A 23,090-nucleotide genomic window follows, 5' to 3' on the forward strand; every position below is an offset into this window, starting at 1 on the left:
CTGGTCACGACGGTCACGGAGCCGTCACGAACGGAGCCGGTTCCTTCGTTCGGCGTCGTTCGCGACGCACAGCCGTCGTCCAGCCATCCGCTATTCGACACATGTAGAATTGTTTCGACGATGAGGTCGACACCGACCCGCTCCACAGTCCGAGCCCGATGCCGACCTCCCGAACGAGAAGGAGAGTCATCGAATGGCACGCGTCAGCGGAAAGGTCGCACTCATCAGCGGCGGAGCCCGGGGCATGGGGGCGTCGCACGCCCGACTGCTCGTCGACGAAGGTGCGCAGGTCGTCATCGGCGACCTGCTCGACGACGAGGGGGCCGCGCTCGCGGCCGAACTCGGCGAGGAGAACGCGCGGTACGTGCACCTCGACGTCACCGACTACGCCCAGTGGGAGGCCGCCGTCGCCGCGGCCACCGAGGCGTTCGGCCGGCTCGACATCGTGGTGAACAACGCCGGCATCGCGAACTTCGGCCCGATCGAGGAGTACACGATCGAGGCCTGGCAGAAGATCCTCGACATCAACCTCACCGGCGTCTTCTACGGCATCAAGGCCGCGATCCCCGCCCTGAAGGAGTCGGGTGCGGGCTCCATCATCAACGTCTCGTCGACCGCCGGACTGCAGGGCTACGAGGCGCTGCCCGGCTACAACGCCGCCAAGTTCGGCGTGCGCGGGCTCACCAAGAACGCGGCGCTCGACCTCGGCCGGTACAACATCCGCGTGAACTCGGTGCACCCGGGCGTCATCCGCACCCCCATGACGGAGGAGCTCGAGACCCCGCAGAACCACGTCGCGCTGCACCGGGTCGGCGAGCCGATCGAGCTGTCGAACCTCGTCCTGTTCCTCGCGAGCGACGAGTCGAGCTTCTCGACCGGGGCCGAGTTCGTCGCCGACGGCGGTGAGACCGCGGGCCTCGCGCACTACGAGAGCTGACGGGCTCAGGGCCGCACGAGGCCGAGCTCGAGGAGGCTCCGCGCCGAGGCGAGCACGGCCTCCTCGCGCGGGCGCGGCATCCAGCCGAGCACGCGCGTCGCCTTCTCGTGCGACGCGTCGAGGCGCACGTCGAGCTCGGCGGCCATGGCGCGCAGGTCGGCATTGAACGGTGCGCCCGCACGCACGATCCAGTCCGGAATCATGCGCGTGGGCACGCGCCGGGCGCGTTCGCCGAGCTCGGCGCGCAGCAGTCGCGCGAGCTCCACGTAGGTGAAGGCATCGCCCGACACGGCGATGAACCGCTCGCCCGCGGCATCCGGATGTCCCATCGCTCGCACGTGCAGGTCGGCGACGTCGCGCACGTCGACCGCGTTGAAGGTGCCGCGCGGCACCGCCGGGAACCGGCCGTCGAGGAGCGAGCGCAGCAGGCCGAGCGAGCTCGACAGGTCGGCGCCGAGCGCCGGCCCGAACACGCCGACCGGGTTCACGACCGACAGCTCGAGGTCGCCGCCCTCGCGTGCGGCGAAGTCCCAGGCGGCCCGCTCGGCCAGCGTCTTGGATCGCACGTAGGCGGTGACGCCGGGGCGGTCGGGGTCGGTCCAGTCGTCCTCGGTGAACCGCCGACCCGGATGGGGACCGTAGCCGACAGCCGCGAACGACGAGGTCTGCACCACGCGCCGCACGCCCGCGTCGCGTGCGGCCCGCAGCACGCGGAGCGTGCCGTCGCGTGCGGGCACGATCAGCTCGTCGGCATTGCGCGGCTGGCGCGCCGGGAACGGGGAGGCGACGTGCAGCACGTGCGTCGCGTCGCGCACCGCCTCGCGCCATCCCGCGTCGTCGAGCAGGTCGGCCGCCACGATCTCGAGCCCGCTGGGGTTGGCCCCGCCGAGCCGGACGAGCGCGCGCAGATCGTCGGCGCGCCGGAGGTCGCGCACGGTCGCGCGGACACGCCGGCCGTCGGCGAGGAGCCGGACGACGCAGTGGATGCCGACGAAGCCCGTGCCGCCCGTGACGAGTACCAGTCCGTCGTCCATCACCGCCTCCGGCTCGGACTCTACTCCGCCTCGCCGCAACGCCGGTCGGCATCGGTAGGGTGACGGCATGACCCACGCGGATGCCACGGCGGGCGCCTCGCCCGCCCCGTCCGCGAGCCACGACCCGCGGCTGCTGCGTACTCGCGCCGCGCTCACCTCGGCCCTGCTGCGACTGCTCGAGCGGGCGCCGCTCGACGCGATCTCGGTCGCCGCGCTCTGCCGCGAGGCGGGCGTGCACCGCACGACGTTCTACGGGCACGCGCCGAACGTGCACGCGTTCGCGCTCACAGTCTTCACGCAGGACCTCGACCAGCGCACGGCCGTCGCGGTCCAGCCGTCGGCCGAGACGCCCGAGCACATCGCCGAGCGCTACTTCGACTCGCTCACGCGCGTGCTCGAGCACATCGTCGAGGAGCGGGTCGGCTACCGCGCGCTGTTCGGCTCGGCGAGCCGCGGGGTGTTCCGCGCCGCGCTCGAGGAGCGCCTGCGTCGGCGCGCGCGCATCGCGCTCGAGGTGTGGCGCGCCAAGCGCGTGCCCGGCGCGCCCGTCGCCGATGCTGAGGTCGACGAGGCCGCGGCCTTCATCGCGGGCGGGCTCGTCGGCGCGGTCGAGACCTGGGCGATGGGCGATGAGACGGATGCCGCGGCATCCGCTGCCCGCATCTCGGGGCTCATGCCGAGCTGGTGGCCGCGCCGGCGTTGATGCGGTGGCCGCGTGGCGCCGCACCGCCGCCACTCTGCGCGCCACTTCGGTGGCCGGTGCGCCAGCTGAGGTGGCGCAGCACGCGCCGAGCGGGCGCGTCGGCGCAGGGGCGCGTGCGTGATCCTTGCGCACAGTGGCATCCTTGCCAGATGACCAAGCGGAACCACCGCGTCGCGGTGCTCGTGCTCGACGGCGCGAAGCCGCTCGACGTCGGCATTCCGGCGCAGACGTTCACGACGCGGGCGAGCATGCCGTACGAGGTACGGGTCTGCGGTGCCCAGCCCGGTCCAGTGGCGGGCGGGGACGGCCTCTCGTATCACGTCGCCGACGGGCTCGAGGCGTTCGAGTGGGCCGAGACGATCTTCATCCCCGGGTACCGGCATCCCGATCGCGATGACCCGCCCGCCGCGGTGGTCGAGGCGCTGCGCGCGGCGCACGAGCGTGGCGCGCGGATCGCGGCGATCTCGACGGGGGCCTTCGCGCTCGCCGCGACGGGGCTGCTCGACGGTCGGCGGGCCACGACGCACTGGCACTACACGCGGGCGCTCGCCGCGCGCCATCCGCTCGTGCGCGTCGATGAGAACGTGCTGTTCGTCGACGAGGGGCAGGTGCTGACGTCGGCGGGCGCGGCATCCGGTATCGACCTCTGCCTGCACCTCGTGCGGCGCGACCACGGCGTCGCGGTCTCGAACCACGCTGCGCGGCGGCTCGTCGCGGCGCCGTACCGCAGCGGCGGGCAGGCGCAGTACGTGCCGCGCGCACTGCCCGAGCCGCTCGGCGACGTGTTCGCGGCGACGCGCCAGTGGGCGCTCGAGCACCTGCAGGAGCCGCTGGCCCTCGGCGACCTCGCGCGCAACGCGAACGTGTCGCCGCGCACGTTCTCGCGGCGGTTCGTGGATGACACGGGCTACACGCCCATGCAGTGGATCCTGCGCGCACGCATCGACCTGGCGCGGGAGCTGCTCGAACGCACCGACCTCGGGGTGGAGCAGGTCGCCGCGCAGGTCGGGCTCGGCACGGGCGCGAACCTGCGGCTGCACTTCCAGCGGATCCTCGGCACGTCGCCGAGCGAGTACCGCCACACGTTCGCGGCCTAGGGCCGGCCTAGGCTCGCCGGCTCGTCGTCAGCTCGCCGGTGCGGCCCGTGTCGCGCAGTCCCGAGGCGGGCGCCGGGGCCGGCACGGGAGACCCGGACGCGCGCGTCAGCCGGGTCACGAGGCGCATGATCGCGTCGAGCGTGCGGGCGGCGATCACGCCGATCAGGGCTCCGAACGCGTTCGCGACGAGGTCTCGCGGGTCGGAGATCCGATCGGACATGGGGATCTGCACCAGCTCGATCGCGAGGCTGAAGCCCGCGCCCATCAGGGCGGGGATGAGGAACGGGACGCCGCGCAGGGCGAACGCGAGCAACGCGCCGAACGGGACGAACATGACCACGTTCAGCCAGAGCTCGGACTCGAGCCCGGTGCTCCAGGTCGACGGCTCGAACCAGAGCCGCCAGTCGAGCACCCCGTTCGGCGACTGGTTGCCGAACCCCGCCCACGGCACCGGACCGAGCGTCACCCACAGCACCAGGCCTGCGTAGAGGAACAGCAGGACGGCGGCGAGGGGGGACGGGCGCATGTCCACCATCGTGGCGAGACTGCCTGAGACCTCCCTCCGAGTCCGCTCTGCGGCGCCAGTGCTCGGGCTGTGACGGTGGACGGGTTGGCGAGATCCTTTCGCATGCTGTCGCCCGAGCCACTGCCATCAATGGTGCCGGCCGACGAGGGTGGGATGCGGCAACAGAAAGGAACCACCTGCCATGACTCGCATCGCCGTCAACGGTTTCGGTCGCATCGGCCGCAACGTCGTCCGCGCGCTCATCGAGCGCGACGCCGACCTCGAGCTCGTCGCCGTGAACGACCTCACCGACCCCGCCGCGCTCGCGCGACTGCTGAAGTACGACACCGTCGGCGGCCGCTTCGGCCGTTCGGTCGAGGTGGATGGCGACACGCTCGTCATCGACGGCCGCCGCGTGACGGTGCTCGCCGAGCGCGACCCCTCGAAGCTGCCGTGGGGCGAGTTCGACGTCGACGTCGTGCTCGAGTCGACCGGGCGCTTCACCGACGCCGAGGCCGCGCGCGCCCACCTCGAGGCCGGCGCGAAGAAGGTGCTCGTGAGCGCCCCGGCGAAGGGCGCCGACGTGACGCTCGCCTACGGCGTGAACACCGACGCGTACGACGCCGACGAGCACGTGATCGTCTCGAACGCGTCGTGCACGACGAACGCGCTCGCGCCGCTCGCGAAGGTGCTCGACGACCTCGCCGGCATCGAGCACGGCTTCATGACCACCGTGCACGCGTACACGCAGGACCAGAACCTGCAGGACTCGCCCCACTCCGACGCGCGTCGCGCCCGCGCCGCGGCCGAGAACATCGTGCCCTCCTCGACCGGTGCCGCGAAGGCCATCGGCCTCGTGCTGCCGAACCTCGACGGCAAGCTCAACGGCGACGCCATGCGCGTGCCGGTCCCGGTCGGCTCGATCGTCGAGCTCAACGCGACCGTGTCGAAGGAGGTCACGCGCGACGAGGTGCTCGCCGCCTACCGCGCCGCCGCCGAGGGCCCGCTCGCGGGCGTGCTCGAGTACTCCGAGGAGCCGCTCGTCTCAAGCGACATCGTCGGCAACCCGCACTCGTCGATCTTCGACGCCGCCCTCACGCGCGTCGACGGCAAGCACATCAAGGTCGTCGCCTGGTACGACAACGAGTGGGGCTTCTCGAACCGCGTGATCGACACGCTGGGGCTGCTCGCGGCCTGATCGCGGCACCGACTCCGGTCGGCTCGGGGGGCGGTACCCGGGCCGGCCGGCACGAACATCGCGTCGGCGGGGGACTGGAGCCCCTGCCGGCGCGATCGCGTTGCTGCGGCGCTGCTGTGCATCCGGCGGGGTCCGCCGTCATCGCGGCGAGACGGGCGATGGTTTCCGGATGGCTCATGCCCGCCTTCCCTCACATGAGGGCGCGTTCACACGAGCGACCTGCGCTCGCGCCATCCGTCGCTAGGTCCCCGGAGAGTCATGTGAGTCTTCCCTCACATGAGGGCGGGCTCACGCGAGCGAGATCGAAAGCATGGCGGCGCGGCATCCGAGCGTGCCCGAGACGTCGGACGGGCGACCGCTACGGTGCGACGCGCAAGTGGCGCGAGCCCGGCGGGAGCTTGTCGACGGCGGCGCGAAGCGTGGGCCGCGGCATCCGCTCGGCCTCAGTATCGAGGAATGCCATGAGGCGCCCGGGGTCGACGCCGCCGAGGTGACGGAGCGCGATGCCGACCGGCTTGGCGACGACCGGGTCGCGGTCGTCCATGAGAAGGGCGGCAAGGCGGAGGAGGTCGTCGCGCGTCGCAGCGTCGCCGCGACGGAGGAAGCCGAGCGGTGCGGTCATGGCGGTGCGACGGCGCAGCGGGTCGGGCGACGCCGCCAGTTCGAACAACGGGTCGCGCGAGCGCGTCAGCAGGTACTCGCCGATCACGCGCGGGGCGGCGCGGTCGACCATGTCCCACGTGTCGATGCGGTCGTGCCGCCGCAGGTAGAGCTCGTACCGTTCGCGTCGCACGGTCTCGTCGCGAGCGCCGCGGCCGCGCACGGCGAAGTCCATCACGCAGAGCGCGGCGAGCCGCGGCTCGTACTCGGGCTCGTCGAGCAGTCGGTCGAGCTCGTCGACCGGCATCGCGGCGTACCGCTTCGTGATGTCGAACAGCTCGCCCATCCGCACGCCGAGCACGGGCGCCCCGCCGTGGTAGTGCTTCTGCGGGTACTGCTCCGGGCGCGCCGCGGCGCGCAGCTCGGCGAGCAGGGCCGATGCCGAGGCCGACGCGTCCATGCGGTCAGGCTAGCGCGGGCCCCGTGCCGCGGCGGAAGACGAGCGCCTCGAGCAGCGTCTCGAGCGAGCGCTGCATGCGGTCGTCGGTCCAGGCCTCCGGGTCCTCGATCGACTTGACCTCGGTGCCACGGCAGTACAGGTACAGGATGTCGGCGATGCGCGCCGCCTCGTCGCGATCGACAGGGGCGCCCGAGCCGCCGCGCCGCACCTCGCCGGCGCCCGCGAGGAACTTCTCGTACGTGGCATCCGTCACCGAGCGCACGACTTCGTACGCGCGCCGGTTCGCGCCGCGCACGTCGGCGATCACCTCGACCCACAGGCTGCGCAGCACCTGCTCCTCGGGCGAGGTGCCGCACATCCACCGCGCGAGCTCGGCGAGGCGCTCGACGCCCGTCAGGTCGCCGAGGTGCGCCGCGCGATCCTCGTCCCAGCGGGCGCGCGCGTGCTCGAGCGCATTGGCCATGAGGTGCGCGCGCGACGGCACGAAGTTCGTGATGTACGCGGTCGAGCGACCGAGCCGGTCGGCCACCGCGCGCAGCGTCACGGCCTGCGTGCCGCGTTCCCGCGCGACCTCGATCGTGGCTCGGGCGATGTCGGCGAGCCGTGCACCGGTGTCGACCTCGATGGGCATGTTGACACCCTGCCATGCGCCCCGCTACGTTTCCAAACACTGTTGTAAAACGGTGCTTTAGTACGGGGAGGGCCATGACCGCGAACGGCGGCGTCTCGTTCTGGTGGCAGCAGATCGGCCTGCCCGCGCAGCGCCCGGCGCTGCCGGGGGATCGCGACGTCGACGTCGCGATCGTCGGCGGTGGGTACACCGGCCTCTGGACGGCCTACGCTCTCAAGCGCGAGCAGCCCGACCTGCGCATCGCGATCCTGGAGCAGCGCTTCGCGGGGTTCGGGGCGTCGGGTCGCAACGGCGGATGGCTCACCAACTCGGTCACGGGCGGTCGCGAGCAGTACGTGAAGACTCACGGTCGCGACGCCGCGATCGCCCAGCAGCGCGCGCTGAACGAGACCGTCGACGAGGTGATCGCGGTCGCCGGGCGCGAGGGCATCGACGCCGACATCCACAAGGGCGGCGAGCTCGAGGTCGCGTACGCGTCCGCCCAGCTCGCGCGGCTGCGCGCGTTCGCGGCCTCCGAGCGGTCATGGCCGGTGACGGATGTCGTCGAGCTCGACGCGCGCGAGACGGCGGAGCGGATCGACGTGGCCGGCGTGCTCGGCGGGGTGTGGCATCCGCACTGCGCCCGCGTGCACCCGGCCAAGCTCGCGCGAGGACTCGCGGCGGCCGTCGAGCGGCTCGGCGTCGAGATCTTCGAGGGCACGACGGTCGCCGAGATCCGCCCCGGCGAGGCGCGCACCCAGCACGGCACCGTGCGCGCGCCGTTCGTGATCCGGGCGACCGAGGGCTTCACGCCCGACCTGCGCGGCGAGCACCGCACGTGGCTGCCGATGAACTCGTCGATGATCGTGACCGAGCCGCTCGCGGCATCCGTCTGGGAGGCGATCGGATGGCACGGCCGCGAGACCCTCGGCGACTTCGCCCACGTCTACATGTATGCCCAGCGCACCGCCGACGACCGAATCGCGTTCGGCGGTCGCGGCGTGCCGTACCGCTACGGCTCGCACGTCGACGACGACGGCGTCACGCAGGCGCGCACGATCGAGAGCCTCACCGCGCTGCTGCGGCGGTTCTTCCCGGCCGCGGCCGGCGCCGCCATCGAGCACGCCTGGTCGGGCGTGCTGGGCGTTCCGCGCGACTGGTCCGCGACCGTCGGTCTCGACCGCGCGACCGGGCTCGGCTGGGCCGGCGGGTACGTGGGCACGGGCGTCACCGCCACGAACCTCGCGGCGCGCACGCTCGCCGATCTGGTGCTCGGCCGCGACACCGAGCTGACCCGCCTGCCGTGGGTCGGCCACCGCGTGCGGAGGTGGGAGCCCGAGCCGCTGCGGTGGCTCGCGGTGCAGGCGATCTACGGCGCGTACCACGCCGCCGACCGCGCCGAGCTGCGTGGACGCGCGAGCACGTCACCGGTCGCGCACGTCGCCGACCTCGTCGCCGGGCGCTGAGCAGACTCCGCGCGGCCCGGCGCTGAGCACCACCCTCGCGACGCGGCGCTCGGCACGCGCCGCGTGGCGGTTCCGAGCGCCCATTCGGCAGTCCGGGCGGTCGCACCGTGTCGGGGGCACCCGTCAGACTGGGCGGGTGACTCGTCGTGGGCTGTTCCTGTTCGCTGCGCTCGGCGTCGCCTGGGGCATCCCGTACCTGTTCATCAAGGTCGCGGTGAGCGAGCTCGATCCGGCGATGGTCGTTCTGGCGCGATCGGCGCTGGCTGCGCTCCTGCTCATGCCGCTCGCGTTCTTCCGGCGCGAGGTCTGGCAGGTGGTGCGGCGGTGGAAGCCCATGCTCGCCTACACGGTGGTCGAGATCATCCTGCCCTGGTACTTCCTGAGCTCGGCCGAGCAGCGACTGCCCAGCTCGACCGCCGGGCTCCTGCTGGCGACGGTGCCGCTCGCCGGCGTCGCCATCGCGTTCATCATGGGGCGGCCCGAGCGGCTCACGAGGCTGAATTGGCTCGGCATCGCGCTCGGCATGCTCGGCGTGGCCGCGCTGGTCGGGCTCGACATCGCCGGGTCCGACCTCATCGCGGTGGCCGAGATGGCGGTCGTCGTGATCGGCTACGCGCTCGGGCCGGCGATCCTCGCGCGGTGGATGCCAGACCTGCCCGGCGTCGGCGTGGTCGCGGTGTCGCTCGCCGCCACCGCGATCGTGTACGTGCCGTTCGTGTTCGTCACGGGCGCCTGGCCGGCCGCCTGGCCCTCGACCTCCGTCGTCGTCTCCATCGTGGTGCTCGCCGTGATCTGCAGCGCGCTGGCGTTCCTGCTCATGGTCGCGCTCGTCGCAGAGATCGGCCCGGTGAAGGCGACGACCATCACCTACGTCAACCCGGCCGTCGCCATCGTCGCGGGTGCCCTCGTGCTCGGCGAGCGCGTCACCGTGTGGACGATCGTCGGATTCGTGCTCGTGCTGCTCGGCTCCTACCTCGTCACCCGCAAGCGGAGGGAGCCGGTCGCCGCCGAGGGGCTCGAGGAGGCGTGCGCCGAGCAGGCGGTCGAGCCGGGCGCCCCATCGTCGGCCACCGCCGGTGACACCGCCGTCGGCGAATCCCGGCGGTGAATCCCACGGTCGTGTCGATTGCCCGGCATCCCGTTCGACGTCCAGAGTGAGGGCGGACAGACCGCCCGAACGATCCGCACCACCGACCCGGCACAGGAGACCACCATGCGCACCCTCATCGTCACCGAGTTCATCACCCTCGACGGCATCGTCGACTCGCCCGGCGGCGGCGACCACCCGCGCGCCGGGTGGACCTTCAAGGAGGTCCCATTTGTCGAGGACGCCTACGAGATCAAGGGCCGCGAGCAGGTCGAGGCCGGCGCGATGCTCCTGGGGCGCGTCAGCTACGACGAGTTCGCGCCCGTCTGGCCGAAGATGGACGAGTTCGCCGAGTACAACGCGATGCCGAAGTACGTCGTCTCGTCGACCCTGACCGATCCCGAGTGGAACAACACCTCGGTGCTGCGCTCGCTCGACGAGGTCGCCGAGCTCAAGCAGGGCGACGGCGGGAGCATCCTCGTGCACGGCAGCGCGACGCTCGCGCAGGGCCTCGCCGAGGCGGGCCTGGTCGACCGGTACCACCTGCTCGTCTTCCCGGTCGTGCTCGGCGACGGCAAGCGCCTCTTCAGCGGCCGCGAGCAGGGCTCGCTGAAGCTCGTCGAGCACGAGGCCTACTCCAACGGCGTCGTCAAGAACGTGTTCGACGTGGTTCGCTGAGGGGGCGTCGCGTCATCCGGAGCGGGCGCCGGCGCTCGCGGTCGCGGTGAGGCCCGGCACGCCGGCGAGCAGCTCGGCGAACAGGTCGCGCGCGTCGTCGTGCACCGCGAGCCGCGACGACTGACCCAGCCACAGCGACTGCAGCTCCCCCTTGCCGAGCCGAGCCGCCGCGGCGCGGAACCCGCCCGTGAGCCAGTTCTGCACCGGGAACGGCGCGATCGCGCCATCCGCCTCGATCTCGCGGATGGCGCGGTTCGGCGCGCCACGCGCGAGGCGCCCGCTCATCGCACGGGTCAGCACGGTGTCCTCGGCGGCGGTCGACTCGATCGCGCGGCGGTGCGCGTCGTTCGCGGCCGACTGCCGGGTGTGCAGGAACGCGGTGCCGACCTGCACGCCGGCCGCGCCGAGCGCCAGGGCGGCCGCGACGCCGCGCCGGTCGGCGATGCCGCCCGCGGCGATCACGGGCACGTCGACCGCGTCGACGACCTGCGGGATCAGCGAGATCGACCCCACGAGGGAGGCCTCGGGGGCGCGGAGGAAGGCGACCCGGTGTCCGGCGGCCTCGCTCCCGGTCGCGACCACCGCGTCGACGCCGCCCTGCGCGAGCGCGACCGCCTCGGCGACCGTCGTCGCGGTGCCGAGCAGGCGGATCCCGAATTCACGGGCGCGCTCCACCACGTGCTGGGGCGGCACGCCGTACACGAAGCTCACCACCGCGGGGCGCACCTCGAGCACCGCATCCCACTGCTCCTTGAACGGGGGAAGGTAGCGTTCGGGCGGCGCGGTCGGCGCGGGCGTGTCGACCTGGTTGTAGAGGGGGCGAACGGCTTCGACCGCGCGCTCGAACACGCCGGGCCGCGGGGTGGTGTCCCCCGGCAGCGGCAGCCACAGGTTGAGCGCGAACGGCTCGCTCGTCGCTGCCCTGAGCTCGGCGCCCGTGCGCACGATGCGCTCGGCGTCGTACCCGTAGAGCCCGTACGAGCCGAGCCCGCCGAGCTCGCTGACGGTCGCGGTCAGCTCGACCGACGAGAGCCCGCCGAACGGCCCGAGCACGATCGGATACCGGATGCCGAGCAGCCGGGTCAGGCCAGATGTCGCCTGCGTCGCATCGAACATGTCGGTCCTCCACTCCCGGGCGTCGCGGCCCTCCCGGCGGGTCGGCTCGGCCGGTCGGTCACTCCGCGCGACGGGTGCCGCAGTTCCAGCACGTGCCGCCCTCCACGAGGGCGCCGCACTCGCTGCAGGTCGCCGCGAGCCAGCAGACGTCGCCGCTCACCCCATCCTGCTCCCGGTCGGGCCGCGGGGGAGTGCCGAACGGCCCATCGCGCTGGTCCACGCCGTCATTGTTACGGCTCGGACGGCGCTCCTCCACCCCGGCGCGGAGAATCGAGGCATGCCCAGCTTCCGCCGCACGATGCTCAAGTCGAAGATCCACCGCGCGACCGTCACGCACGCCGACCTCCACTACGTGGGCTCGCTCACCGTCGACCTCGACCTGCTCGATGCGGCCGACCTCCTACCGGGCGAGCTCGTCTCGGTCGTGAACATCAACACGGGCGCGCGCTTCGAGACGTACGTGATCGCGGGCGAACGCGGCTCGGGCGTCCTCGGCGTGAACGCCGCCGCGCGGCTCGCCGCCGCGGGCGACCTTGTGATCGTCATTTCGTGGGCGTCGGTCGAGTCGACGGATGCCGCGGCCTTCGCGCCGCGTGTCGTGCACGTCGACGCGGCGAACCGCATCGTCGAGCTCGGGGCGGATGCGGCCGCCGCCGTAGTGGACGGGGTGGTCGCGCCGCCGCACGTGTACGTGGGGTGATCGCCGGCCCGACGATTTCGCATGAGAATCGCCCCGTAGGGCGCGTCGGGCGGGCATCGCCCGGAATGTCATGCGGACCGACCCTGGGCGCGCGGTCGGTCAGCGCGGCCGCGGCGGACTCGCATGAGAATCCGCCGGACAGGGCGCCTCAGGCGCGCATCGCCCGGAATCTCATGCGAATCGACCCGGGGGCGTGGTGCGGGTGAGCGCCGGCCCGGCGGTTTCGCATGAGAATCCGGCCAACAGGGCGCGTCGTGCGGGCATCGCCCGAAATCTCATGCGGATCGACCCGGGGCGCGGTGCGCGCCGGTCCGGCGCATTCGCATGAGAATCCGCCCGACAGGGCGCGTCGCGCGGCCATCGCCCGAAATCTCATGCGAATCGGCCGGGGGCGGGCGCCGGGGGCGCAGCGCGGCTCGCGGCGCGGCGCGCCGCGCGAAAACCGCCCGAAACGCACCGGGTGCATACTGAACCCGAGCCGCCGACCGCGACCCCGCGCGACCAGTCGGCGGGTGAGGAGACCCGGATGAACCGTGCCGTCCGCTTCGACGACATCCGCGCGCTCCTCGTCTCGCACATCGACAACGCCGGCATCTCGCGCGTGAAGGTGCTGCCGCACCGACGCCTGCTCTCGGCGAGCACGCACGGCGTGACCATCTCGAACAGCGTCGGCTTCCTGTTCTCGGTCGACGACCACCTCAACGCGACGCCGGCGCTCGACCCGGTGGTCGGCGACCTGCGTGGCATCGCCGACATCTCGTCGATGGCACTGCTCGACGCCGAGTCGGGGCTCGCGTGGGCGCCGGCCGACCTGTACTCGCTCGACGGCAGCGTGCATCCGACATGCACGCGGTCGGCGCTGCGCCGCGTGGTCGACGACGCGCACGACGCGCGGCTCGCGTTCTCGGTCGGGTTCGAGCTCGAGTGCACCGTGTTCCGCGGCACGCCGCACGACCTCGCGACCGCGACATCCGGCCCCGCCTACTCGACACGGTCGGTGCTCGAGGTCGAGGCCTTCGCGCTGGCCGCGCTCGCCGCGCTCGACTTCGCGGGCGTGCCGGTCGAGCAGATGCATCCCGAGTTCGGCAACGGCCAGCTCGAGTTCGCGTTCGCCCCGCGCGACCCGCTCGCCGCGGTCGACGACCTCGCGCTCGCGCGCGTCGTGCTCACGCGGGTCGCGCAGGCGCACGGGCTGCTCGTCTCGTTCGCGCCCGTGCCGATCGTGGGCGGGGCGACGAACGGATGCCACGTCCACCTGTCCGCGACGCGCGAGGGCCGCAACCTCTTCGCCGAGCCCGGCGCGGCGCACGGCGTCTCGGAGGACGGCGGTCGCATGATCGCGGGCATCCTCGACCGGCTCGAGGAGGGTGTCGCGCTGCTCGGCGGAAGCGTGCTCTCGTTCACGCGACTGCGGCCGCACACGTGGGCCGGCGCCGACGTCTGCTGGGGCCCGGCGAACCGCGAGGCGGCGATCCGGTACGTGCGGGGCCAGGCGGGCATGGGCGCCGAGCAGTCGAACATCGAGGTGAAGCCCGTGGATGGCGCGGCGAACCCGTACCTCGCGGTGGCGGCCATCCTCGCAGCTGCGCTCGACGGGATCGTGCAGGACGCGCGACTGCCCGATCCCGTGCACGTCGACCCGGGCACCCTCGCCGCCGAGGAGCGCCGCGCCGCCGCCATCCGCCCCCTGCCGGCCGACCTCGGATCGGCGCTGCACCGGCTGGAGTCGAGCCGGTTCTATCGCGGCGTGTTCGGCGACGTGCTGCTCGATGCCTACATCGCGACGCGGCAGCACGAGTGGGAGGCGTACGGCGAGATGCGGCCCGAGGCGGTCGCCGAGGTGGTGCGCTGGCGGTACTGAGCCGGCGGCCACGGCGAGGGCGCGCCGCGCCCCGATATCGAGGGCTTGTCAGTTCTCCGCGACGCGAGTACGACTTGCCTCAGGAGCAGTCGGGAGGTCGCCATGATCACGGGAATCGAGCGGATCACCCTGGTTCCGGACGAGATCCTGCTCATCGGCTCGACGATCGTGATCGAGACCGCCGAGCCCATCGACGAGGACGGCCTCGAACGGGCGGTCGGCGTTCGTGGCGTGCACGGCCGGATCGAACTCGGCGACGGCGGCCGGCGGCTCACCTGGACGCCGTCGAAGCATGCGACCCCGGGATGGTACGACTTCTCGGTCGACGAGCTCTCGAGCCGCGGACGGCGGACCTCCGACGGCGGACGCATCCGCTTCGCGCTCGTGCGATCCTCGGCGAAGGTGCCCGACGGCGTCGCGATCGAGGCGATGTCGCGACTGCGGGTCGACGCGTGGATGGTCGAGCGGCTGCCGCTGTTCGAGGACCCCGGCGACGATCACTTCGTCGAACTCATGAAGGCGACCGACCGGGCGTCGGGCGCGCCCGTGCGGCTGGCGTTCGACGCGCGTGGCCGCGAGATCGACCCCGACGAGGTGGTCGCGAAGGTGCTCGCGGCGCGGCTCGAGCGGTTCGGCAAGCTCGACGAGGACCTCGATCGCGTGCTTCGCCGGGCGTCGGACGACGAGCGGATCCCCGTGGCGATCTGGGCGCAGGTCGACGACGACCTGCTCGATCCGGGCGACAAGTCGGCCGAGGCCCCTGCCGATGAGCCGGCCGAGGGGGCCGGCGGGTCGGCCGGGGAGCCGGAGCCGGGGGAGGGCTCGGCGGCGGAGCGCGTCGATGCGCGTCTCGAGCGCGCCATCCGCTCGGCCGTCGAACCGCTGCAGGAAGACCTCGCGAAGGCCGGCGTCGAGGCGACGCCCGACGGTCTGGCGCCGGTCGTCTACGCCGAGCTCGACGCCGACGCCATCCGCCGCCTGCAGGACGAGCCGCGGGTCGGCGCGATCTTCCGATTCGACCCGCGCGGGTTCGACGACCTCGACGACTCGATCGCGGTCGCGAACAGCGACGACGTGCACGCGCTCGGCGCTCGGGGCCGTGGCATCCGCGTGGCGGTGTGGGAGCGCGGTCCCGACTCGACCGCGGATCTGGCGATCGCGGCACGTTCGACGCGTCGGGCGACACGTCGACCCACTCGCGGCTCGTGCACGGCGTCATCCGCAACACCGAGGCGAACCTGCCGAACGGGCACGCGCCCGACTGCCGCCTGTTCTCGGCGAACTCGTACGACCTCGCGGCGCTGCGATGGGCGGTCGCCGATCGGCGCTGCACCGTCGTGAACCAGAGCTTTCACCGCGACGACGAGCAGACCTCGAGCGGGCTGTCGTTCGACGACGTCTACAAAGACTGGCTGATCCTGCGGCCGCCGTACCCGACCATCGTGCAGGCGGCGGGCAACGGCGGCGACGACGAGTACGTCAACCACAAGGGCTTCAACTCGATCGCGGTCGCGAATCACAACGACGATGCGTCGGCGCTGTCGAGCACGTCGGTGTTCCGTAATCCCGCGTCGGTGCACGACGATCGCGAGCTGCCCGAGATCGCCGCGAACGGCACGGGCGTCGCCGCGGTCGGCACGAGCGACAGCGGCACGAGCTTCGCGTCGCCCGCGGTCGCCGGGATCGCGGCGCAGCTGCAGGGCGCCGACGGCGTGCTGCGCTCATGGCCCGAGGGGTGCCGCGCCATCCTGCTCGCCGGCGCCGGACGCAACGTCTCGGACTCGACCTGGTGGCGGGATGTCGCGTCGTCGGTCGACGGCTCGGACGGGTCGGGCGCCGCGAACGCGCTCGAGTCGCACCGGATCGTGCAGCAGCGCCGGTCGCGGAACGCCGACGCGACCCGACGCGGCTGGGACGTCGGCGTGCTGGCCGACGCCGACGTCGACCGCAACGGCGACGCCGAGTTCGCGTACCGGGTCGCGGTGCCCGAGTGGCCGCTCGGACCGCGGCACGTCAAGGTCGCGCTCGCGTGGGACAGCGAGGTCAGCGAGTTCTCGTTCCTCGGCATCCGCATCCCGGTCGGCTCGACGCTCCGGCAGGACCTCGACCTGCGCATCTTCGATTCGAGCGGATGGCTCGTCGCGCACAGCCAGTCGTGGGACAACAGCTACGAGATCGCCGAGTTCGACGCGCGCCGCGGCGAGGAGTACACGATCCGGATCCGCCGCTGGTCGGGCACCGGCTGGACCTGGTTCGGCATCGCCTGGACCGTCACCGGCGGGCTGCGCGACCTGCTCGACCTGTCGGACCTGGCGTTCGAACGGCCGATCGGCGGGTTCTTCGACATCTGACCGCGCCCGATGCCCGCGCCATTCTCGATCACACCTGTCGAATCCTCCGATTACCGGAGAATCCGCGATGTACAGGAGGCGAGCGCGGATCGGCTCCTGTAGGTCGCGGATTCTCCTGTGAAGCGTGCCCGTCGGGCGCGGCAGAGCAGCATCGACCACCGGTGTCCGGGTCACAAGGTGCTTGGCAGCCGCGCGCCGGGCCGGTATGTTCTCCTGCACCGGTTGACAACGGTGTCACGATGTTCGCTCGACGGATATTGGGGGAGAACGTGATCTACGACGACCGGAACCGACTGACCCGCGCGTTGCGCGTGACGACCGAGGGCGCCGAGCGCGAGCTCGAGCTCGACGAGGCGGCGCGCGATTGCGCCGAGGCGCTGCTCACGGGCGATCTCGACAGCGCGCGGTCGCATGCTGAGCGCTACTTCGAGCTGAAGGGTGAGCCTTCCGAGGCGGCCTGAGCTTTATCGGACACGCGGGGCTTCGCCCGACCACGAGGTTCGCAGGGCCACACGGTTTGCAGGACACATGCCGGAATGTCGGACGATTGGCGGGGTCTTCGTCCGACATCGCGCCCCTCGTCCTACATCGCGCCCCTGGTCCTAGATCGCGCCCTGGTCCTAGATCGCGCCCTGGTCCTAGATCGCGCCCTGGTCCTAGATCGCGCCCCTGGTCCTAGATCGCGCCCCTGGTCCGGCATCGCGCCCTGGTCCTACATCGCGCCCTGGTCCTATATCGCGCCCCGGGTCCGACATGGCGCCCCTTCGGCCGGATGTCGCGCCCTTCGTCCTGCACCGCGCCCTTCGTTCGACATCGCGCCCTTCCTCCTACCCGGCGCCCTTCGTCCGACATTCCGCCGCATGCCCACGGGCACGGGCCCGATCGCCCGGCTCAGAAGCTGAACGCGTCCCACAGGTCGCGGAGCCGGAACCTCGGCTTCGGCGGCCGGTTCGCGTCGAAGGCGTCCTCGACGACGAACATCACGTCGAGTCGCCACCGCGGCGGGATGGTGCGGAGCGCGGCCTCGAGCGCGGCGCCGTCACGGATCGACGACCACGGGATGCGCTGCAGCTCGACGGCGGGCACGGGCGGTACCGGTAGTCGGATTCCTCGGCGAGTCCGCCGGCGACGAGCTCGCGCGCGTAGGCTCGCAGGGTCTCGAGTTCCTCGTCCATCCAGTCTGAGTAGCGGTCGCGCGCGCCGTCCGGCAACCGCTCGACCATCGCCTGCACCGCGTCGGCGACCGGGGTCTCGCGCCAGTTCACGGGCTCCTCGTGCAGCTCACCCGCCACATCGGTCCACATCCTCGCCGCGCTCCTTCCCTCGCCCGGACGCACCAGCCCTCGATCCTCGCAGCGCGCCGCACCGGCACGGGAGTCCCCGAACGCGGGGTTCACGGCTCGGCGCGAAGTTGCGCCGTGCCGTGCGCGGCGCGCCCCGCATGGCGTGCGTCGTCGTAGCATCGCTGTGCGCGGGCCCCCATCCCGCCGCATCCGCACCGCAAGCCCGACGACCGTCCGACCACGGCCCGCCGAGAGACGGACCGGCCGCCCCCAGGAGTTCGGTTGACCCCCATCGACGACGACCCCGCGCCCTCGGGCGTGCGGTCGGGCGCGCACGCGCATCCCGTCGAGGTGCCGGTGGTGCCGGTCGCGCGGCATCCGTTCGCCGATCGCCCGAGGTACTTCCTCAGCAGCTTCGAGCCGAGCGGCGAGTTCGACGCGGTCGTCGTGGCGGTGACGGATGGCGCGCGGCGCCGGTACTTCACCACCAGCGACGGAGCTCGGCTCGCCGAGGTGAGCGAGGCGTCGTTCGAGCGCCGCAGCGAGGACGGCGCGCGGTCGCTGCTCGAACTCGACGAGCGCGAGCTCGGGGAGTTGGAGGCGGAGCTGCAGTTCGTGCGCCCGGTGCGCGGACGCGACCCCATCGCCGAGGCGGATGCCGCGGCAGACCCTGCCCGAGAGGTCGAGTCCGAGGTTCGGGTCGAGCCTGGGCCCGAGGCGGATGTCGCGGCGCACGCTGTGAGGCAGCTCGAGGCCGAGGTCGCCGCCGGGGCCGCGAGCCAGCCCCACCCCGAGCACGTCGCTGCTGCGGCGACCATGCCCGACTCCAGGATCGGGCACGTTCCCGCGATCGAACCGGAGCCCGAGCCCGTGTCCGTGGCGGCGGCCTGGCCCGATCCTGCGGTCGGGTCCGTGACCGCGATCGAACCCGAGCCGGTGTCCGGGGCGGCGCCCTCGCCTGATCCGGCGAAGGGGACCGTGCCCGCGGTCGAACCCGAGCCGGCGGCTGGGGCCCCGACCCGGCCTGACTCCACAGCCGGGCGCGAGCCCGTGGTCGAAGCCGATCCGGCGGCTGCGGCGCCGATCCGGCCTGACTCCGCAGAGGGGCGCGTGCCCGTGGTCGAACCCGATCCGGCGGCTGTGGCCCCGATCCGGCCTGACTCCGCAGCCGGGCCCGTGCCCGTGGTCGAACCCGAGCCCGTGGCTGCGGCGATGCCCCGGCCCGGCCCTGTAGTCGAACACATGCCCGCGATCGAACCCGAGCCGGTCGCGCCGGCGCCGGCCCCACCCGGCGTCGAGGAAGAGGTGACGCAGTTGGACGACGAGACGGTTGCCGCACCGGAGGAGGTGGACCCCGTGACCGAAGAGTTCGAGGCGATGGTGCTGGAGTCGAGACGGGCGACGTTCGTGCAGGCTGAGCCCGCGACATCCGACCCCAGCGTGCCCGCGCCGGATGCGGCGCCAGACGCCGCGCCCGACCGGATCTCCGCGAGCGACGCGGTCGAGCAGGTCGCGCTCGCGAAGGGGATCGCGTTCATGGCGCACCGCGGCAAGCTGGATCGCAGCGGCCTGCCGTTCATCGATCATCCGGGTCGCATCGCCGAGCGCTTCGACGCCGAGACCGAGCCCGTCGAGGCCGCCGCCGCGTGGCTGCACGATGTGCTCGAGGACACCGACATCACTGCGCAGGAGCTGTTCGAGGCGGGCGTGCTGCCCGAGGTGATCGAGGTCGTGCGGGTGCTGACCCGCACCGCGGACGTCTCAGCCGACGAGTACTACGCGCGGATCCGCCGCGATCCGGTCGCGCGTCGTGTGAAGCTCGCCGACATCGACGACAACACCGCCCGCTGGCGCCTGCGCCGCCTCGACTACGAGGTGCAGCTGCGCCTCATCGAGAAGTACCGCGTCGCCCGCCGTGCCCTCGGCTCGCACTGACCGGTGGGCGCGCCGAGGGGACGCGGAGCCCGTGACGCGCAGACGCGCGCGTCGCCGGCGCGCAACCCGGTGACGGCGCGACGATCGCCGGTCGATACTGCTGCGCATGGCGATGCGCGGAGTCATCGAGCGGCCGTCGGGCCTGGCCTACCGTGACGACCTCATCACGGTCGACGAAGAGACGGCGATGCTCGACCGGTTCGAAGCGCTCGAGGTGACGCCACTGGTGCGACACGGCGTGCCGTCGCGCCGACTCACGCGCGCGTTCGGCGTCGGCTACGACTTCGACTCGGGCGATGTCGCCGAGGTGGAGCCGTTGCCCGACTACCTGCTCGGCGCGCGCGACGCGGCCGCCCAGTTCAGCGGCGTCGATCCGGAGACCTTCGTGGAGGCGTTGGTCTCGCGCTATCCCCCGGGCGCGACGATCGGTTGGCACAAGGACGTGCTCGTATTCGGCGGAGTGGTCGTCGGCGTCTCGCTGCGGGGCGCGTGCGTGATGCGCTTCCAGCGCACCGCCGCCGGCGGCGAGCGGCGCGTGTTCGAGCAGCCGCTCGCACCGCGGTCGGCGTACGCGCTCACGGGCGCGGCGCGCTGGGTCTGGCAGCATTCGATCCCGCCCGTCGCCGAGGAGCGATGGTCGCTGACCTTCCGGCAGCTCGCCGATCGGAAGCGCGTCGAAACCGCGGAGGCGCCCCGGACCTGATCCGGTCGGTCGGCCGGGCATCCGGCTCGCGGTGACCGGCCACCCGGGCGCGACGCGGGCGGTGTCGCGTCGGCTCATTCGAGCATCGCGAGGAACCGCCGCACGCGCCCGGCCAGCTCATCGGGCACCTCGGCCGCGGCGAAGTGCCCACCCTCCTCGAGCCGGTCGAACCAGCGCAGGTCGAGATAGTGCGACCTGGCGAGCGATTCGGGATAGTCGCCCTCGTGCCGCTGGATCCAGACCGCGGCGGGCACCGACGTCGGCGGAATCGGATCGGGAGTGTCGGCGCCCTCGTAGTACGGGCGGAATGAGGACTGGATCGACTGGGTGAGCCAGTAGACCATCGCCTCGGTGAGGATGCGGTCGCGGGAGATCCGTCGCTCGACGGCGGCCGGATCGCCGCGCGGGGTGTCGCTCCACTCCACGAGCTTCTCGGCGATCCACGCGAGCAGGCCCGCGGGCGAGTCGTTCAGGGCGACCGCGAGCGTGTCGGGCCGCGTGGCCTGCACATGGCCGTACGCGCCATCCGTACCGTGCCGCTCGGCGAGGGCCGCGAAGAACGCCCGCTCGTCGGGATCGGTGAGCGCGTCGCGTTCGGATCCGGTCGGGAAGTGGGAGTGGGTCGCGACGATGCCGGCGACGTGCTCGGGGAAGCTGGCGGCGATGAGGTCGCTGACATTGGCCGTGACATCCTCGCCGTAGGTGACGTACCGCTCGTAGCCGAGCACCTCGGTCATGAGCCGGTGCATGGTCGCGGCCAGGCGCCGCTCGGTCATCGGCCCGTCGGAGTACGGCGACGAGAAGGCGAACCCGGGCAGGCTCGCGACCACGACGTGCACGTCGGGCAGCCGGTCGGCGAAGTCGAGCTGCAGCGCGAACGTGTGCGGCCAGCCGTGCATGACGAGCAGCGCCGGCGCATCGGGGCGGTCGGACTGCAGGTGGGCGAAGTGCACGCTCGCATCATCGACGCGTGCGACGAACTGGGGATGCCGGTTCAGCCACGCCTCTCTCGCGCGCCAATCCCAGTCGTGCCAGGCGTCGACGAGCTCACGGAGGTAGGCGGCGCTCATTCCCGACGGCGGCGTTCGCGGCGAGTCGTCGAGCAGGCGGCTGCGCTCGAGCCGCGCGCGCAGGTCGTCGATCACCTCGTCGGGGACGTGGATCGCGAAGGGTTCCACAGCGGTCATGGTGCGACGCTATGCGTGCCCGCCGACATGGCTGCGGCCGACGCTCCGCCCGGGAGAACCGTCCGATTCGCGCCCGGACGACCCCGCGAGCAGGCCAGGCCCGGGCCGCTGATCAGTCCCTCGCCGCGTGCCGCTGCATCAGCTCGGCGGCGTAGTCCGGCACCGCGTTCCCCCACGCACGCGGCGGCCGCTCGTACCCGCCGGCGGGCGGCCGTGGCGGGATCTCGATGTGCTCGGGCTCGACGTGCTCCCACGGCACCTTCGACAGCAGGTCCGCGATCATGTTGATGCGCGAACTGCGCTTGTCGTCGCTCTCGACCTCGTACCAGGGTGCCTCGGCGATGTCGGTGTGGAGGAACATGGCGTCTTTCGCGCGCGAGTAGTCCTCCCATTTGGTGATCGAGAGGACGTCGTTCGGGCTCAGCTTCCACCGGCGCATCGGATCGTTCGCACGCGAGCGGAACCGCTCCTCCTGGACGACATCCGACACGCTGAACCAGTATTTCAGCAGGATGATGCCGTCCTCGACGAGCATCCGCTCGAAGATGGGCGCCTGGTGCAGGAACCGCTGGTACTCCTCATTGGTGCAGTACCCCATGACCCGCTCGACGCCCGCCCGGTTGTACCAGGACCGGTCCATGAGCACGATCTCGCCGCCGGCGGGCAGGTGCGGAACGTACCGCTGGAAGTACCACCGCGTCTTGTCGCGCGCGCTCGGCGTGGGCAGCGCGACGATGCGCGTGACGCGCGGGTTCAGGTACTCGGTGACGCGCTTGATCGCGGAGCCCTTGCCCGCGGCATCCCGCCCCTCGAAGATGACGACGATGCGCGCGCCCGACTGCTGGACCCACGCCTGCATGTCGACGAGCTGCGCCTGCAGCTCGCGCAGCTCCTGCTCGTACAGCGCCTTCGGCATGCGTCTGGTCATGGGCACCCCTGACGTGAAGCCTAGAGCGGATGTCGCGACACGGCGTCGTCCGCCTGCTCGCCGTCGCGACATCCGTCGGCGCGAATCACAGCGCGCTTCGGCCCGCCGGGGCTGGGGCCGGAGTACGCTCGCGCGCAGCGACAGCGCCGCATGGCACCGCGGTGCGCGGGAGACGGGCGGCCTCGGCCGCGATGAGGAGGCGGAGATGGTCCCCGAGATCAACTACTGGGCGGTACTGCTGGCGACGCTGTCGAGCATGGCGGTCGGCGCGATCTGGTACGCGCGCAGGGTGTTCGGCGCCCGCTGGGCGAAGCTGGCCAAGGTCGACATGGAGCGCGGCGGAAATGCGGTGATCCCGCTCATCGTGACCCTGATCGTGAGCTTCGTGTCGGCGTGGGTGCTCGCGGGCGCCTCGTCGATCGCGTGGCACTTCTACGGCGGCAGCTACCTGATGGCGGCGCTGTTCACGGCGCTGATCCTGTGGGCGGGATTCACCGCGGCTCGCTTCATCACGCATGACGCGTTCGAGGGTCGCCCGTCGACGCTCACCATCATCAACATCGCGCACGAACTCGTGACGTTCGTCGTGATGGGGCTCATCATCGGCGTCTGGCCTCCGGCCGGCACGGTCTGAGGTCCTGGCCCGCGGCG

23 protein-coding genes are annotated in these 23,090 nt (G+C 72.3%); 14 read left to right on the forward strand and 9 right to left on the reverse strand.

All coding sequences use genetic code 11. From position 1 onward, the window contains the following. Positions 1–193 precede the first annotated feature (193 nt). Positions 194–937 carry a glucose 1-dehydrogenase gene (locus ACZ4TW_RS04805; protein ID WP_465540699.1) on the forward strand — a complete coding sequence of 248 codons (744 nt, stop codon included), beginning with the start codon at positions 194–196 and terminating at the stop codon, positions 935–937. A 5-nt stretch (positions 938–942) separates the two neighbouring features. Here ACZ4TW_RS04805 and ACZ4TW_RS04810 read toward each other — a convergent pair whose 3' ends face one another. Further along, positions 943–1,971, reverse strand: coding sequence for an SDR family oxidoreductase (locus ACZ4TW_RS04810; protein ID WP_465540701.1), 1,029 nt, complete (start codon positions 1,969–1,971; stop codon positions 943–945). Positions 1,972–2,038: 67 nt separating this feature from the next. Between ACZ4TW_RS04810 and ACZ4TW_RS04815 the strand changes: the two genes are divergently transcribed. Further along, a complete protein-coding gene (locus ACZ4TW_RS04815) occupies positions 2,039–2,674 on the forward strand; it encodes a TetR/AcrR family transcriptional regulator (protein WP_465540704.1) in 636 nt (211 codons plus the stop codon). A 149-nt stretch (positions 2,675–2,823) separates the two neighbouring features. Continuing rightward, complete coding sequence (locus tag ACZ4TW_RS04820; protein WP_465540706.1) at positions 2,824–3,771, forward strand: GlxA family transcriptional regulator; 948 nt, start codon at positions 2,824–2,826, stop codon at positions 3,769–3,771. A 7-nt stretch (positions 3,772–3,778) separates the two neighbouring features. On the opposite strand, the gene ACZ4TW_RS04825 is transcribed toward ACZ4TW_RS04820, so the two are convergent. Next, positions 3,779–4,297: a VanZ family protein gene (locus ACZ4TW_RS04825; RefSeq protein ID WP_465540708.1), complete on the reverse strand. Its 519-nt coding sequence runs from the start codon at positions 4,295–4,297 to the stop codon at positions 3,779–3,781. 181 nt (positions 4,298–4,478) lie between these two features. On the opposite strand from ACZ4TW_RS04825, the gene gap reads away from it, so the two are divergent. Beyond that, positions 4,479–5,474 (forward strand): type I glyceraldehyde-3-phosphate dehydrogenase, encoded by a 996-nt coding sequence (gene gap, locus ACZ4TW_RS04830; RefSeq protein ID WP_465540709.1) that lies wholly within the window; start codon positions 4,479–4,481, stop codon positions 5,472–5,474. Positions 5,475–5,832: 358 nt separating this feature from the next. Here the strand turns inward: gap and ACZ4TW_RS04835 are convergent, their stop codons facing one another. Continuing rightward, complete coding sequence (locus ACZ4TW_RS04835; RefSeq protein ID WP_465540711.1) at positions 5,833–6,534, reverse strand: DNA alkylation repair protein; 702 nt, start codon at positions 6,532–6,534, stop codon at positions 5,833–5,835. Positions 6,535–6,538: 4 nt separating this feature from the next. Next, a complete protein-coding gene (locus tag ACZ4TW_RS04840; RefSeq protein WP_465540714.1) occupies positions 6,539–7,165 on the reverse strand; it encodes a TetR/AcrR family transcriptional regulator in 627 nt (208 codons plus the stop codon). A gap of 74 nt (positions 7,166–7,239) precedes the next feature. On the opposite strand from ACZ4TW_RS04840, the gene ACZ4TW_RS04845 reads away from it, so the two are divergent. The 3 genes from ACZ4TW_RS04845 (at position 7,240) to ACZ4TW_RS04855 (ending at position 10,375) form a co-directional block, all read left to right on the forward strand. Further along, positions 7,240–8,610: an NAD(P)/FAD-dependent oxidoreductase gene (locus ACZ4TW_RS04845; protein ID WP_465540716.1), complete on the forward strand. Its 1,371-nt coding sequence runs from the start codon at positions 7,240–7,242 to the stop codon at positions 8,608–8,610. A 136-nt stretch (positions 8,611–8,746) separates the two neighbouring features. Next, positions 8,747–9,718 (forward strand): DMT family transporter, encoded by a 972-nt coding sequence (locus ACZ4TW_RS04850; protein WP_465540718.1) that lies wholly within the window; start codon positions 8,747–8,749, stop codon positions 9,716–9,718. A gap of 105 nt (positions 9,719–9,823) precedes the next feature. Further along, positions 9,824–10,375: a dihydrofolate reductase family protein gene (locus ACZ4TW_RS04855; protein WP_465540720.1), complete on the forward strand. Its 552-nt coding sequence runs from the start codon at positions 9,824–9,826 to the stop codon at positions 10,373–10,375. Between the two features lie 12 nt (positions 10,376–10,387). On the opposite strand, the gene ACZ4TW_RS04860 is transcribed toward ACZ4TW_RS04855, so the two are convergent. Both ACZ4TW_RS04860 and ACZ4TW_RS04865 read right to left on the reverse strand, forming a co-directional pair. Continuing rightward, entirely contained in the window at positions 10,388–11,491 is a 1,104-nt protein-coding gene (locus ACZ4TW_RS04860) for an NAD(P)H-dependent flavin oxidoreductase (protein WP_465540722.1), read from the reverse strand. A gap of 58 nt (positions 11,492–11,549) precedes the next feature. Further along, on the reverse strand, positions 11,550–11,711 hold the full coding sequence (locus ACZ4TW_RS04865; RefSeq protein WP_465540723.1) for a hypothetical protein: 162 nt from the start codon (positions 11,709–11,711) through the stop codon (positions 11,550–11,552). 57 nt (positions 11,712–11,768) lie between these two features. Between ACZ4TW_RS04865 and panD the strand changes: the two genes are divergently transcribed. From panD to ACZ4TW_RS04885, 4 genes are all read left to right on the forward strand, one after another. Then, entirely contained in the window at positions 11,769–12,191 is a 423-nt protein-coding gene (gene panD / locus ACZ4TW_RS04870) for an aspartate 1-decarboxylase (protein WP_465540725.1), read from the forward strand. Between the two features lie 526 nt (positions 12,192–12,717). Further along, positions 12,718–14,052, forward strand: a complete 1,335-nt coding sequence (locus ACZ4TW_RS04875; RefSeq protein ID WP_465540727.1) for a type I glutamate--ammonia ligase — start codon at positions 12,718–12,720, stop codon at positions 14,050–14,052. Positions 14,053–15,170: 1,118 nt separating this feature from the next. After that, positions 15,171–16,403 (forward strand): S8/S53 family peptidase, encoded by a 1,233-nt coding sequence (locus ACZ4TW_RS04880; RefSeq protein WP_465540730.1) that lies wholly within the window; start codon positions 15,171–15,173, stop codon positions 16,401–16,403. A gap of 239 nt (positions 16,404–16,642) precedes the next feature. Further along, on the forward strand, positions 16,643–16,864 hold the full coding sequence (locus tag ACZ4TW_RS04885; protein WP_465540732.1) for a hypothetical protein: 222 nt from the start codon (positions 16,643–16,645) through the stop codon (positions 16,862–16,864). Between the two features lie 430 nt (positions 16,865–17,294). Here the strand turns inward: ACZ4TW_RS04885 and ACZ4TW_RS04890 are convergent, their stop codons facing one another. Next, positions 17,295–17,489 carry a hypothetical protein gene (locus ACZ4TW_RS04890; protein WP_465540733.1) on the reverse strand — a complete coding sequence of 65 codons (195 nt, stop codon included), beginning with the start codon at positions 17,487–17,489 and terminating at the stop codon, positions 17,295–17,297. A gap of 479 nt (positions 17,490–17,968) precedes the next feature. Between ACZ4TW_RS04890 and ACZ4TW_RS04895 the strand changes: the two genes are divergently transcribed. After that, on the forward strand, positions 17,969–19,621 hold the full coding sequence (locus tag ACZ4TW_RS04895) for a hypothetical protein (RefSeq protein WP_465540736.1): 1,653 nt from the start codon (positions 17,969–17,971) through the stop codon (positions 19,619–19,621). A 106-nt stretch (positions 19,622–19,727) separates the two neighbouring features. After that, a complete protein-coding gene (locus ACZ4TW_RS04900) occupies positions 19,728–20,324 on the forward strand; it encodes an alpha-ketoglutarate-dependent dioxygenase AlkB (protein WP_465540738.1) in 597 nt (198 codons plus the stop codon). A 74-nt stretch (positions 20,325–20,398) separates the two neighbouring features. On the opposite strand, the gene ACZ4TW_RS04905 is transcribed toward ACZ4TW_RS04900, so the two are convergent. Both ACZ4TW_RS04905 and ppk2 read right to left on the reverse strand, forming a co-directional pair. Beyond that, entirely contained in the window at positions 20,399–21,511 is a 1,113-nt protein-coding gene (locus tag ACZ4TW_RS04905) for an epoxide hydrolase family protein (RefSeq protein ID WP_465540740.1), read from the reverse strand. Between the two features lie 112 nt (positions 21,512–21,623). Further along, positions 21,624–22,439, reverse strand: coding sequence for a polyphosphate kinase 2 (gene ppk2, locus ACZ4TW_RS04910; protein WP_465540742.1), 816 nt, complete (start codon positions 22,437–22,439; stop codon positions 21,624–21,626). Between the two features lie 205 nt (positions 22,440–22,644). Between ppk2 and ACZ4TW_RS04915 the strand changes: the two genes are divergently transcribed. Continuing rightward, positions 22,645–23,073, forward strand: coding sequence for a DUF1761 domain-containing protein (locus ACZ4TW_RS04915; RefSeq protein ID WP_465540743.1), 429 nt, complete (start codon positions 22,645–22,647; stop codon positions 23,071–23,073). Positions 23,074–23,090: the final 17 nt, after the last annotated feature.

The organism is Agromyces sp. NPDC029043 (assembly GCF_055564615.1).